This window comes from Mycobacterium sp. PO1, assembly GCF_017312405.1.
In the GTDB taxonomy this organism is placed as follows: Bacteria; Actinomycetota; Actinomycetes; order Mycobacteriales; family Mycobacteriaceae; genus Mycobacterium.
This window is the reverse complement of record NZ_BLTG01000072.1, coordinates 46,847-60,309: the sequence shown is the minus strand read 5'-3', so window position 1 is coordinate 60,309 and position 13,463 is coordinate 46,847. Positions and strand designations below refer to the sequence as shown.

Genomic DNA, 13,463 nt, shown 5'->3' with positions numbered 1-13,463 from the left:
GCGTGCCGACGACTCCGCGACGCGTCAGCGCCGTCCGGTGGTCGGCGCTGGTGGCGATCCCGATGGTGCTGGCCGTGGTGTCCGGCTGCACCGTCAGCCCGCCGCCCGCCCCGCAGAGCACCGACACCACCGAGTCGACGCCACCGCCGCCGGTCAAGGTCACCCAGATCATCATGGGCATCGACTCGATCGGCCCCGGCTTCAACGCCCATCTGCTCTCTGACCAGTCGCCGGTGAACGCCGCGATCAGCTCGCTGGTGCTGCCGAGCACCTTCCGCCCCGTCCCGGATCCCCGGACGCCGACGGGGTCGCGCTGGGAGATGGACAGCTCGCTGCTGGAATCCGCGGAGGTCACCAGCCAGGACCCGTTCACCGTCACCTACAAGATCCGGCCGGAAGCCCAGTGGACCGACAACGCGCCGATCGCCGCCGACGACTTCTGGTACCTCTGGCGCCAGATGGTCAGCCAGCCCGGCACCGTGGATCCCGCAGGCTACGACCTGATCACCGGGGTGCAGTCGGTCGAAGGCGGCAAGACCGCGGTGGTGACGTTCTCGCAGCCCTATCCGGCGTGGCGGGAGCTGTTCAACGACATCCTGCCGGCGCACATCGTCAAGGACATCCCGGGCGGGTTCGCCGCCGGGCTGTCCCGCGCGATGCCCGTCACCGGTGGGCAGTTCCGCGTCGAGACGATCGACCCGCAGCGCGACGAGATCCTGCTGGCCCGCAACGACCGGTACTGGGGTGAGCCCGCCACACCCGATCTGATCCTGTTCCGCCGTGCCGGTGCCTCCGCCGCGCTGGCCGACTCGATCCGCAACGGCGACACCCAGGTCGCGCAGGTGCACGGCGGCGCCGCGGCGTTCGCGCAGCTCTCGGCGATCCCCGATGTGCGCACTGCGCGGATCGTCACCCCCCGTGTGATGCAGCTGACGCTGCGCGCCCGGCAGCCCGCGCTGGGCGAGACCCGGGTGCGTGAAGCGATTCTCGGCCTGCTCGACGTGGACCTGCTGGCCGCGGTCGGTGCCGGCGACGACAACACGGTCACGCTGGCGCAGGCCCAGGTGCGCTCCCCGTCCGATCCCGGCTACGTGCCCACGGCCCCACCGGCGATGTCGCAGGAGGAAGCGCTGTCGATGCTGGTCGAGGAGGGCTACCAGATCGACTCGGTCGAGACCTCCGCCCCGCCCTCGCCTGTCCCCGGCCCGCCGGAGAACCACCGCGGCAGGCTCACCCGCGACGGCGAGCCGTTGACGATGGTGATCGGGGTCGCCGACGACGATCCGACGTCGGCGGCCGTTGCCAATACCGCCGCCGACCAGTTGCGTTCGGTGGGCATCGACGCATCGGTGTCGGCGCTGGATCCTGTCGTTCTCTACGGTGACGCGCTGACCAACAACACCGTCGACGCCGTCGTCGGGTGGCGGCAGGCGGGCGGCGATCTGGCGACCGCACTGGCCTCGCGGTACGGCTGCCCGGCGCTGCAGGCCACCCCGGTGCCGACCACCACGGCGCTGCCCTCGGGGACACCGGCCTCCTCGACGACCACCCCGGCACGGCCGGCGCCTCCTCCGGAGCCGCCAGGCACCACCACCGCGGTGACGCCCGCGCCGGCCCCGGAATCCGACGAACTCATCCAGGCGCCGAGCAACATCACCGGGATCTGTGATCCGAGCATCCAGCCGCTGATCGATGCGGCGCTGCGTGGCGCCCGGCCCGTCGGCGAGGTGATCGACGACGTCGAGCCGGTGCTGTGGGACATGGCGGCGGTACTGCCGATCCTGCAGGACACCACGATCGTCGCCGCGGGGCCCAGCGTGCGGAACGTCAGCCTGAGCGGGGCGGTGCCCGTCGGCATCGTCGGCGACGCCGGCGAGTGGGTCAAGCTCCGTCAGTAGCCGCTCCCCGCTGGGTCTGTTTTAGCGGCTCGCCGCTGGGTCTGTTTTAGCGGCTCGCCGCTGGGTCTGTTTTAGCGGCTCGCCGCTGGGTCTGTTTTAGCGGCTCGCCGCTGTACGATCACGTGCGCGCCCCACGCGCTCAGCCCGAACACCGCCAGCAGCCACAGCGGCGGGCGGGCGAGTTCCCACACGAACAACGCCGCGAACAGCGGTGATCGCTGCGTGATCGCCAGCACCCCGGCCGCGCACGTCAACGACACCGCCGCGACGTTCAGCCCGGCCCCGGCCCACTGGTTGAGCGCCAGCGCGACGATCGACCCCGCCGCCGCTCCGGTCGCCAACGCCGGGGTGATCAGCCCGCCGACGGCGCCGGCCCGCAGGAACAGCGCCGTCAGCAGCGGTTTGAGCACCAGGATCGCCACCGCGGCGACCAGAGTGAGCCCGCTGTTGACGCTGACCTGAAGGATGCTGCGGCCGTTGCCGGGAAGCTCGGGCAGCCACAGCGAGCAGACACCGGTCAGCAAGCCGGCCGCCGCGATCGCCGGGATCAACCGCCAGGACCGCGGCTGCACTGTCGGACGGGCGTTGGCCATCACCGCGTCGAACGTCAAACCGACCGCCGCCGCCAGCGGCGCGAGGGCCAAAGCCAGGAACACGAACAGATACGACACGTCGGCCTGAGGCCACTGCACTGCGTGCTCGAAATGGGTGACCGGCGCCGCCACCGCGACCGCCAGGCTGGAGGTGATCAGTGCGACGCCCAACACCCGGGGATGCCACGTGCCCATCAGGATCCGCGCGGCGAACAACGCCCCGCCCAATGGCACGGCGTACACGGCGCCCAGGCCGGCGCCGGCCGCACACGCGAGCAGGATGTCGCGGTCGCGGGCCGTCAACGCCAACTTCGACGTACCCAGATCCCCCCACGACGCCGCCAGCTGACGGGGCGCGCCCTCCCGGCCCAGCGACGCCCCGGACCCGACCAGCAGTACCTGCAACGCGGCGTCGATCGACAATGCGCGCCGCGGCAGCGGCCCACCGGTGCCGACCGCTTCGGGGATCGCCGCCCCCAACGTCGGAACGTCGCGCTGCCGACGCAGCCACCACCAACCCAGCCCGGCCAGCGCGCCACCGAGCATCGGGCCCAGCGCGCGGCGCAGGTGGCCGCTGCCTTCCACGCCGGACAGCAGGGTTCCCAGGCTGTAGTGATAGGTGGCGTGTTCGATCGCGTGCAGCAGCAGCGTCGTCGCCGCACCAGCCACCCCGGCGAGCAGCCCGACGATGACGATGGCGCACCAGAACTGAACGGCACGTCGTCGCACGCGCCGAATCTATGCCAATCCTGGCGACTACGTGCCGTCCCGGCGGGCCCGGGCCACCCGCGTCACCAGTGCGACGTCGTCACGGTTCGCGCGGCGGAACGCGCCACCAGCGGCCACGAACTCGTCGCCGTGGGCCTTCAGATGGCGGGCGAACAACGGGCACACCGGCACCAGGGTGAGATTCCGGCGGATGCTGTCCGCGAGCGCCTCCCGCACCAGCAGGCCGGCCAGGCCGCGACCGCCGAACTCCTCGTCGACCTCGGTGTGAAAGAAGATCCGTTCGCCCCGCTGGACTGGCGAATCCATGAACTCGGCCTTGCCGACCGGCGCCCCGTCGTCGAATCCGATGGTGTAGGCGCCGATCGGGCTCGTGTCGTCGAATCTGATCGTCACTGCGGCGCCGGTCCGGTCGGTCACGCTCACCGGACGGTCAATCCCTCGGTCATGGTCACGAAGGTCGACGCTATGGGCGCGTGCGTTCCCGCGAATCGGGCAGCCAATCCGTCATCCGCGAAGGTGGAAATCGCCGGACATGTCGACCCGGGCGAGCTCGGCGCGTGAGGTGACCCCGAGCTTGAGATAGACGTTGGACAGGTGGTGGCCGACGGTGCGGTGGCTGATCAGCAGCTGCGCAGCGATCTGGCGGTTGGTCAGGCCGTCGGCGGCCAGCCGGGCGACGCGGAACTCCTGAACGGTCAGGCCCGCCGCGTCTTGATGGGTGCCCGCCCCGCCGGCCAGGTCGAGCTCGCGCACCGCCCGGTCCCGCAGCAGCGTCGCGCCGACCCGGCCGAAAGTCTCGGCGGCGGCGCCGAGGTGCTCGCGGGCGTCCGCGCGCCGACGCGCCCGCCGCAGCCACTCCCCGTACAGCAACCGGGTGCGGGCGAGCTCGAACGGGTCGTCACCCGCGCCGGCGTCGAGGGCCGCCCGGAAGTGGGGCTCGGCATCGGATCCGGCGAGGGCACGGAGCCGGTGTGCGGCCGCGCGGGCCCAGGTCGCTCCGGTCCGTCGGACCCAGGCGTCCATCACTGTGAGCTCGGACCCGACCACATCCAGACGATCGAGTTGCGCCGCCGCCTCGGCAGTATCCACCGCGGCCAGCAAGGCCGTCGTTCGGTGCGCGGCATCGTGACCGGGTTCGTGGAGCGGCGTCAGATGATGCAAGGCTTCCTGCGGCTGACCGCTGAACAGCGCAGCACGCCCGCGAATCCAGTACGCCGAGGCGCTCAGGGCCCGGACCCCCCGCGGAATCGAACCGAGCAGGGCCCGTTCGGTGTTCTCCAGAACGACGGCCCGGTCGCCCCGGCCCGCCGCCAGCCTGGCCAGGGAGAGCCGGCATTGGGTGGCGACGTGGTCGGCGCCGACCTCCTCGGCCAGCCGTAGCGCCTCGTCCGCGGCCGCCGCGGCGGTGTCCCAGCGACCCGAGAAAAGGTCCAGGACCGTCGTCTGGGACAACGCCATCGCGAGTGCGGGCAGCTCCTGGCGCCGCCGCAGCGCGGCGACCTGCAGGCCCAGCACGTCTCTCAGCGGGCCCTCGGCTCCCCAGGCCCACACCAGCAACGTCGGCGGAAGAAGCGCCCAGGGGACGACGCCGAGCAGACCAACCGTGTCGCCGCCCCCGCCGGGGGACGAGCCGGTCAGCTCCCCGGTCTCGTCGTAACACGCCCACCAGGACTGCAGCGCCGGCATGACCGGCGACAGGTCCGGGTCGTCGTCGGCGCGCAGCGACAGCAGCCGGTTCAGCGCGTCCTGTTGGAGGTCGGTCCGACCGGCCGACCACGCCGCCCGCACCGCGACCGCGCCCAACTCCACCGCAGCCCGACCACCGTCGACGACCGCCATGTCGCCGATGAGGTAGCGGTGGGCTCGATCGACCACGCCGTGGCTGAACTCGAGGATTCCCCGCAGCCCAGCGCTCAGACGGACGACTGCTTCTTCGCCGACCAGGCGCTCCGCGTCGTCGAGCAATCTCTGTGCTGCCCCGGCATTCCCGGCGCCCCAGCTGGCGCGCGCAGCCATGGCGAGCCGGCGCGCAGCGTCGGCCCGCTCCGGTGACAGCTCCGCGGCGCGCTGCAGCGCCCGCGCCGCCGTCGGTCCCGCGTCACGCTGCAGACATGCCTGTGCCGTCTGTTCCAGCAGCTCCGCCACGTGCTCGTCCGCCGTGTCTGCCGCGGCGGCCAGATGCCAGGCCCGTTCTCCGACGGCATTGCTCGGCAAGCTCGCAGCGAGTGCCCGGTGCGCGGCCTGGCGCTCGCCGAACGGTGCTCCGTCGTAGAGGGCCGCCCTGACCAGCGGATGCCGGAAATGTACCTGCGCCCCCGACGCCTCGAGCAGACCGGAACGCAGCGCTTCCTCCCAGGCGGACGCATCGACACCCCACCCGGCGCCCGCTCGCTGCACGAGGTGCCGGTCGCCGCGTTCCTCCGCTGCCGCCAGCAGCAACAGCGCACGCGTGGCGGGCTTCAGTGTGTCGGCTCGCGCGCAGAACGCGCGCCGTAGCCGGGGGCCGACCGGGATCGCACCGGGCAGCACCTCGTCCCGGTTCAGGGTGGGTAGCTCGCGCAGCGCCAGTGGGTTGCCCGTCGCGATCTCGACCGTGCGGCGGCGCAGGCTCTCGTCGGCATCCGGTGTCACAGCGTCGACCAGACGCCGTGCGTCATCGTCGGCCAGGCCCTTGATCTCCATTGACGCCAGGCCCTCCCACGGGCCCGCGTCGGGCTCCTCGTGTGCAGCGACCAGCAACGCGACCGAATCGGTTCGCACCCGCCGGGCGACGAAGCCCAGGCACTGAGCGGTCTCCTCGTCGACCCACTGCGCGTCGTCCACCACGACGAGTACCGGTCCATCCCGGGCCAGGCCCGCAACCAGGGACAGCACGGCAGCGCCGATCAGGAAGCGGTTGGCCGGCTCGCCGCTCATCCCCAGCGCCGAGCGCAGGGCGGCGGCCTGCGGCGCCGGAAGCGTCTCCAACCGGTCGCGCACCGGCCACAGCAGTTCGTGTAGCGCCGCGAAGGCGAGACTCGCCTCCATCCGGGTGCCCCGGCAACACAGCACCGTCGCCTCGGCAGCTGCCTCGACGGCGTAATCGAGCAGCGCGGACTTGCCGATTCCCGGCTCACCCCACAGGACAAGCCCGCATCCCGCGCCGCCGGCTGCCTGTGCCAGCAACCCGTCCAGGGCCGCGGTCTCGGTCCGCCGCCCGAACAGGTCCATGACTCCGAAAGTAGCCGCTCGGCGCCCCGACCGATTCACTGACCGATTCGCCGACACCGGCGTTGCCCGACACTGGGCACGGCGGCGCCACCAGAGCCGGCTCGGCACCGCGTATCAACGTACGTCCGTGGAAGGACTCCATGCCCGACTCCCGCAGCGACCGACCCGACTTCTCCGGGCTGCGCGCGTTGTACGTCAACTGCACCCTCAACCGCTCACCCGCCCTCAGCCACACCCAGGGCGTGATCGACCGCAGCGCGGCGATCATGGTGGCGAACGGGGTGACGGTGGACCAGTTTCGCGCCGTGGACCACGACATCGCCACCGGTGTCCGACCTGACATGACCGAGCACGGGTGGGAGCGCGACGATTGGCCTGACCTGCTGCCGCGGGTACTGGCCGCCGACATCCTCGTCATCGGCGGACCGATCTGGCTGGGCGACAACAGTTCTGTGACACGGCGGGTCATCGAGCGGCTCTACGGCTACTCCGGCGTCCTCAACGAGCAGGGGCAGTATTCCTACTACGGGCGGGTCGGTGGATGCCTGCTCACCGGAAACGAGGACGGGCTCAAACACTGTGCGATGAGCATCCTGTTCAGCTTGCAGCACATCGGGTACACCGTCCCGCCTCAGGCCGACGCGGGCTGGCTGGGCGAGGTCGGCCCCGGTCCGTCCTACCTCGACGAGGGGTCCGGCGGCCCGGACAACGACTTCACCAACCGCAACATCGCGTTCATGACCTACAACCTGATGCACCTCGCGTCCATGCTCCGCGCCGCCGGCGGTATTCCGGCCTACGGCAATCAGCGCACCGCCTGGGATGCTGGTACGCACCCCGACCACGCGAATCCGGAGTATCGATGACCACGAACACGAGCTGGCCGACACTACGGGTGTCGGACTGGACCCCCACCCGCGACACCCTGCACATGTGGACGCAGATCGTCGGCAAGATCCGGATGAGACACGCCCCCTTGCTCAACCACTGGTGGCAGACAACGCTCTACGTCAGCCCGCGCGGGTTGGCGACGTCGACCATCCCGTACCGCGGTGGGGCCTTCGAGATCGAGTTCGACTTCATCAGCCACCGACTCGATATCCGAAGCAGCGACGGGGGCGCCGAGAGTCTGCCGTTGCAGCCCATGTCGGTGGCAGAGTTCTACACCCGGCTGATGGAGCGCCTCGATGCACTCGGTATCGAGGCGCAGATCCGGGCGGTGCCCAACGAGGTCGACCCGGCGATCCCGTTCGCCGAGGATCATGAGCACGCCTCCTACGACGCCGAGGCAGTCACGCTGTTCTGGCGTCAGCTGCTCCAGGCCAACCGCACGATCGGCGAGTTCCGGTCGCACTTCGTCGGCAAGGTCAGCCCGGTGCACTTCTTCTGGGGTGCGATGGACCTGGCATGCACCCGCTTCTCCGGGAACTCGGCGCCGCCGCACCCCGGGGGAGCGCCCAACTGTGCGGACTGGGTCATGGTCGAGGGCTACTCGCATGAGCTGTCCAGCTGTGGCTTCTGGCCCGGCGGCGGGGAAGAAGGCGCCTTCTACTCCTACGCCTACCCGGCCCCCGAGGGATTCGCCGACCAGCCCGTCGGCCCCGATGGCGCGTTCTACAGCAATGATTTCCAGCAGTTCCTGTTGCCCTACGAGGTCGCCCGGGCGGCCCCCGACCCGGACCGGGCGGTCGCCGAATTCCTGCACAGCACCTACGCGGCCGCCGCCGAGCTGGGTGGCTGGGACCGGGCAACGCTGGAGGACGACCCGACGCGGTTGCCGGGCGCGCGGATCGGCTGACCCGGTCGGCGTTCGATCGCTCGTCGACGGCGCGGCGCCCTGAGGCTCACAAGGGTCGCCGCGTGAGGGCAAGCTGGTGACATGGAGACCCCGCGGCTGCTGTTCGTCCATGCCCACCCCGACGACGAGACCCTGACCACCGGGGCGACGATCGCCCGCTACGTCGCCCTGGGTGCGCAGGTGCAGGTGATCACGTGCACCCTGGGCGAAGAGGGCGAGGTGATCGGGGAGCAGTGGGCGCAGCTCGCCGTCGACCACGCCGACCAGCTGGGTGGCTACCGCATCGCCGAGCTGACCGCGGCGCTGCGCGAACTCGGTGTGGACCGGCCCCGCTTCCTCGGCGGTGCCGGCCGGTGGCGCGACTCCGGAATGGCCGACACGCCGCCGCGCCGCGGGCGGCGCTTCGTCGACGGCGACGTCGCCGAGCAGACCGCCGCACTGGCCGCGGCCATCGACGACCTGCGCCCCCATGTCGTCGTCACCTACGACCCGCAAGGGGGCTACGGGCACCCCGACCACATCCACACCCACCGGGTGACGACAGCGGCGGTCGACGCCGCGCAGTGGGAGGTGCCGAAGTTCTACTGGACCGTCACGTCGGCCACGGCGATCGCCGCCGAGTTGGCGGCGCTGGCCGACGTGCCCGCCGGATGGACCCTGGTCAGCGGTGACGACATCTGGTTCGGGGTTCCCGACGACGCGATCGACGCCGCGCTCGACATCACCGAGCACCTGTCGGCCAAGGTCGCCGCGCTGCGCGCCCACGCCACCCAGGTGCAGGTGTCCCCGGACGGCCGGGCGTGCGCGCTGTCCAACGGCGTCGCGTTGCCCGTCGGAGCGACCGAGTTCTACACGCTGGCCGCCGGGTCCACCGGGGAGCGCGACGGACGCGGATGGGAAACCGATCTGCTCGCCGGGCTGAGCCTGGGGTAACTTCCCATCGAGGCGGGTAAGCTGCCGGCAACCGAACCCGCGCGGAAGGGAAACACATGGACCCGGACCTGGATCCCAACCTGCAGCACTGGCAGGACCGGCTGGACAACTTCCAGTGGGTGGTCGGTTCGCTGGTGTCGCTGCTCGACAGCATCCCGACCTGACGGCCGCCGCCCCGCCGGCGTCGGATCGGCGTCGGCCGTTCCTGCTGGGTCTGCTCGCGGTCGACGGTGTGCTGTCGGCGCTGATGGCCATCTTCTTCCTTCCCGTACATCTGGGGTCGGTGTGGATCCCGATCAGTGCCCTGCTCAGCGGTCTGCTCAACGCGGCACTGGTGTGGGCGGCGCTGCAACTGCACGCCTCGCCGCGTTGGGCGGCGCTGCCGCTGTGGGCCTGGCTGGCGACTGTCGGGGTCTTCACGCTGGGTGGCCCGGGTGACGACATCGTCTTCGGCGGGCCCGGTGTCATGGAGTACGGGCTGCTGCTGCTCCTCGTTCTGGGTGCACTGCCCGCGGGGTGGTTGCTACTGCGGCGCCCGCCGGTTGCCCGCTGACGGGCCTCGCACCGAAGCGGGGGACTCCTACTACTGTGACCCCTATGCCAGGCGCACCGGTTTCAAATAGTGAGACGCGCGGATGATCCGCGACAGCCGTGGGGTTACAGAGGCGTGGCTCTGAACTCCCAGCACGGCGCGCAGCTGCCCACTCCGGTGGTACCCCCGAAGGTCGAGACGGCCAGTCCGGCCGCCATGCGGCGCGTCCTGCGACGTGCCCGCGACGGCGTCGCCCTCAACATCGACGAAGCCGCCGTCGCCATGGGTGCGCGCGGTGCCGACCTCGCCGACCTGTGCGCCAGCGCGGCCCGTGTCCGCGACGCGGGCCTGGAGGCCGCCGGTCGGCGCGGGGCCACCGGGCGCCTGCCGGTCAGCTATTCGCGCAAGGTCTTCCTCCCGGTCAGCCATCTGTGCCGGGACACCTGCCACTACTGCACCTTCGTCACCGTTCCGGGCCGGCTGCGCGCGGCGGGCAAGGGCATGTACATGGAGCCCGACGAGATTCTGGCGGTGGCGCGCCGCGGCGCCGAACTCGGTTGCAAGGAAGCGTTGTTCACTCTCGGCGACCGGCCGGAGGCGCGGTGGGACGAGGCCCGGCAGTGGCTCGACGAACGCGGTTACGACTCGACGCTGGACTACGTCCGCGCGATGGCCATCCGGGTGCTCGAGGAGACCGGGCTGCTGCCGCACCTGAACCCCGGGGTGATGAGCTGGTCGGAGCTCTCCCGTCTCAAGCCAGTTGCGCCGTCGATGGGCATGATGCTGGAAACCACCTCGCGGCGGCTGTTCGAGACCAAGGGGGAGGCGCACTACGGCAGCCCCGACAAGGATCCCGAGGTGCGGCTGCGCACCCTCGCCGACGCGGGCCGGCTCTCGATTCCGTTCACCACCGGCCTGTTGGTTGGCATCGGGGAGACGCGTGCCGAGCGGGCCGACACCATCCACGCGATCCGCCGGGTGCACCGCGAGTTCGGGCACGTGCAGGAAGTGATCGTGCAGAACTTCCGGGCCAAGGACCACACCGCGATGGCGTCGACGCCGGACGCCGACATCGACGAGTTCCTGGCCACTCTGGCGGTGACGCGGCTGGTGATGGGTCCCAAGATGCGCATCCAGGCGCCCCCCAACCTGGTCTCACGCGCGGAGTGCCTGGCACTGATCGGTGCGGGGGTCGACGACTGGGGTGGGGTGTCGCCGCTGACCCCCGACCACGTCAACCCCGAACGGCCCTGGCCGGCACTGGACGAACTGGCCGCGGTCACCGCCGAGGCGGGCTACGACCTGGTCCAGCGGCTGACCGCCCAACCGCCCTACGTCACCGCCGGTGCGGCCTGGATCGATCCGCGCGTGGCCGGCCACGTCGCGGCGCTGGCCGACCCGCAGACCGGGTTCGCGCGCGACATCAACCCGGCCGGTCGTCCTTGGCAGGAACCCGACGAGGCAGCCGAATCGCTGGGCCGGGTCGACCTGAACGAAGAGATCGACTCCCAGGGGCGCCGGACGGAGACCCGCAGCGACCTGGGCAGCGCGTTCGGTGACTGGGACGCCATCCGGGAGAAGGTCAGCGAGCTGGCCGCCCGGGCGCCCGAACGCCTCGACACCGATGTGCTGGCCGCCCTGCGCTCCGCCGAACGTGACCCCGCCGGTTGCACCGACGACGAGTACCTGGCGTTGGCCACCGCCGACGGCCCGGCGCTCGACGCTGTTGCAGCGCTGGCTGATTCGTTGCGCCGCGACACTGTCGGCGACGATGTCACCTACGTCGTCAACCGCAACATCAACTTCACCAATATCTGCTACACCGGCTGCCGGTTCTGCGCGTTCGCTCAGCGCAAAGGGGATGCGGACGCCTTCTCGCTGTCCACCCAGGAGGTGGCCGACCGGGCCTGGCAGGCGCACGTCGCCGGCGCGACCGAGGTGTGCATGCAGGGCGGGATCGACCCCGATCTGCCGGTGACGGGCTATGCCGATCTGGTGCGTGCGGTCAAGGCCAGGGTGCCCTCGATGCACGTGCACGCGTTCTCGCCGATGGAGATCGTCAACGGGGTGACCAAGAGCGGCTCGAGCATTCGGGAGTGGTTGACCGCGTTGCGGGAGGCCGGGCTGGACACCATTCCGGGCACCGCCGCCGAGATCCTCGACGACGAGGTGCGCTGGGTGCTCACCAAAGGCAAGCTGCCCACCTCGGAGTGGATCGAGGTGATCACCACCGCGCACGAGGTGGGACTGCGCTCCAGTTCGACGATGATGTACGGACACGTCGACACGCCCCGGCACTGGGTGGGGCACCTGCGGGTGCTGACCGGCATCCAGGACCGCACCGGCGGCTTCACCGAGTTCGTGCCGCTGCCGTTCGTGCACCAGTCCTCGCCGCTGTACCTGGCCGGCGGTGCGCGGCCGGGCCCCACGCACCGCGACAATCGGGCGGTGCACGCGTTGGCGCGGATCATGTTGCACGGCAGGATCTCCAACATCCAGACCAGCTGGGTGAAGCTCGGCGTGGAGCGCACGCAGGTCATGCTGCGCGGCGGTGCCAACGATCTGGGTGGAACCTTGATGGAGGAGACGATCTCGCGGATGGCCGGCTCGGAATTCGGCTCCTACAAGAGCATCGAGGAACTGTCGGCGATCGCGGAGGGCATCGGCCGCCCGGCCCGTCAGCGCACCACGACCTACGCACCCCTGGCCGCCTGAGCCTTCTCCGCGAGCACGTGCCTGTCTCCGCGAGGGCGCGAGTTTGCGCAACGCTGCGCGCCGCGAATCATGGCATTCTGCGCGCCGTCGCAGCTGCCGACTGCGCGCAGGAAGCATGCCCGTGGTGGTATGACTTTGAGGGTGAAGCTGCGACGGGTGTACTCCGGCGACCGGCTGGAGCTGCAGTCACTGCAATCCGACGGGTCGTGGGCCTCGGGCGCTGATGCCGGTGTGTTCGGTGGCGCGGTGTTCGACCCCGCCTGGGAGTTGGACAGGGCCCGTCGACACCACGACGCGGCCGGCCATGTGCTGCCGTTCCAGCCGGTGTCCTTTCGCGATTTCATGCTCTACGAACAGCACGCGGTCGACGCCGCGCGCGGATTGGTGCGCCGTTTCCATCCCGGCCAGTCCAGGGCCGCCGAAGGCGTCGAGCGGTTGACCAGGAAGCCGTTTCCGTTGTTCAAGCCCAAGGCGCTGTTCTACCGGCAACCGATCTATTACATGTCCAACCATCTGAGTTTCGTCCCCAGCGGCACCACGGTCGCCGTCCCCTCGTACTCGACCGCTCTGGATTACGAGTTGGAGATCGGATTCGTCCTGCACGCACCGCTTTTCAATGCCGCGCCGGCCGAGGCGCTGGATGCCATCGGCGCATTCGTCGTCGTCAACGACTTCAGCGCCCGCGACGTGCAACGTGCGGAGATGGCGACCGGGTTGGGGCCGCAGAAAGCCAAGCACTTCACGTCGTCGATGTCGGTGCACGCCGTCAGCGCAGACGAGATCCTGCCGCGCATCGACGACCTGACCGGATTCGTCGCGATCAACGGCGACGCCGTCAGCGCGGTGTCCAGCCGCGGGATGAGGTGGACCCTCGGCGAGCTGCTCGCACACGCCTCCCGCGACGAACACCTCTACGCCGGTGAGCTGTTCGCCACCGGCACCCTGCCGGGCGGCAGCGGAATGGAGACCGGGCACTGGTTGCGGCCCGGGGATCAGCTGACGCTGGCCATCGACCAGATCGGGGAAATCAGCCACCCGATCTCGAGTAGTTGAGG

Annotated in this window: 10 protein-coding genes; 7 read left to right on the top strand and 3 right to left on the bottom strand. The window is 70.6% G+C overall.

From position 1 onward, the window contains the following. Positions 1-2: 2 nt before the first annotated feature. The gene (locus J3476_RS21070; RefSeq protein WP_373889103.1) at positions 3-1,898 is read left to right on the top strand and encodes an ABC transporter family substrate-binding protein; all 1,896 of its coding nucleotides are present in this window, start codon (positions 3-5) and stop codon (positions 1,896-1,898) included. 71 nt (positions 1,899-1,969) lie between these two features. On the opposite strand, the gene J3476_RS21065 is transcribed toward J3476_RS21070, so the two are convergent. The 3 genes from J3476_RS21065 to J3476_RS21055 form a co-directional block, all read right to left on the bottom strand. Beyond that, positions 1,970-3,220 (bottom strand): chloride channel protein, encoded by a 1,251-nt coding sequence (locus J3476_RS21065; protein WP_207068304.1) that lies wholly within the window; start codon positions 3,218-3,220, stop codon positions 1,970-1,972. 27 nt (positions 3,221-3,247) lie between these two features. Beyond that, the gene (locus J3476_RS21060) at positions 3,248-3,643 is read right to left on the bottom strand and encodes a GNAT family N-acetyltransferase (RefSeq protein WP_307726944.1); all 396 of its coding nucleotides are present in this window, start codon (positions 3,641-3,643) and stop codon (positions 3,248-3,250) included. Between the two features lie 81 nt (positions 3,644-3,724). Further along, a complete protein-coding gene (locus tag J3476_RS21055) occupies positions 3,725-6,430 on the bottom strand; it encodes an AAA family ATPase (protein WP_207068303.1) in 2,706 nt (901 codons plus the stop codon). A 140-nt stretch (positions 6,431-6,570) separates the two neighbouring features. On the opposite strand from J3476_RS21055, the gene J3476_RS21050 reads away from it, so the two are divergent. From J3476_RS21050 to J3476_RS21025, 6 genes are all read left to right on the top strand, one after another. Then, the gene (locus J3476_RS21050) at positions 6,571-7,296 is read left to right on the top strand and encodes a flavodoxin family protein (protein WP_207068302.1); all 726 of its coding nucleotides are present in this window, start codon (positions 6,571-6,573) and stop codon (positions 7,294-7,296) included. Beyond that, entirely contained in the window at positions 7,293-8,228 is a 936-nt protein-coding gene (locus tag J3476_RS21045) for a DUF5996 family protein (RefSeq protein ID WP_207068301.1), read from the top strand. Before J3476_RS21050 ends, J3476_RS21045 begins: the two co-directional genes overlap by 4 nt. A gap of 81 nt (positions 8,229-8,309) precedes the next feature. Beyond that, a complete protein-coding gene (gene mshB / locus J3476_RS21040) occupies positions 8,310-9,161 on the top strand; it encodes an N-acetyl-1-D-myo-inositol-2-amino-2-deoxy-alpha-D-glucopyranoside deacetylase (protein WP_207068300.1) in 852 nt (283 codons plus the stop codon). 115 nt (positions 9,162-9,276) lie between these two features. Next, positions 9,277-9,714 (top strand): hypothetical protein, encoded by a 438-nt coding sequence (locus J3476_RS21035; RefSeq protein ID WP_207068299.1) that lies wholly within the window; start codon positions 9,277-9,279, stop codon positions 9,712-9,714. Positions 9,715-9,828: 114 nt separating this feature from the next. Further along, the gene (locus J3476_RS21030; protein ID WP_207068298.1) at positions 9,829-12,408 is read left to right on the top strand and encodes a bifunctional FO biosynthesis protein CofGH; all 2,580 of its coding nucleotides are present in this window, start codon (positions 9,829-9,831) and stop codon (positions 12,406-12,408) included. A gap of 141 nt (positions 12,409-12,549) precedes the next feature. Further along, positions 12,550-13,461, top strand: coding sequence for a fumarylacetoacetate hydrolase family protein (locus J3476_RS21025; protein ID WP_207068362.1), 912 nt, complete (start codon positions 12,550-12,552; stop codon positions 13,459-13,461). The last annotated feature ends 2 nt before the right edge of the window (positions 13,462-13,463 follow it).

Excerpts from the sequence above, each read along its gene's own strand:
- J3476_RS21055 (WP_207068303.1), bottom strand. The coding sequence starts at position 6,430 with ATGGACCTGTTCGGGCGGCGGACCGAGACCGCGGCCCTGGACGGGTTG.
- J3476_RS21050 (WP_207068302.1), top strand. The coding sequence starts at position 6,571 with ATGCCCGACTCCCGCAGCGACCGACCCGACTTCTCCGGGCTGCGCGCG.
- J3476_RS21045 (WP_207068301.1), top strand. The coding sequence starts at position 7,293 with ATGACCACGAACACGAGCTGGCCGACACTACGGGTGTCGGACTGGACC.
- mshB (WP_207068300.1), top strand. The coding sequence starts at position 8,310 with ATGGAGACCCCGCGGCTGCTGTTCGTCCATGCCCACCCCGACGACGAG.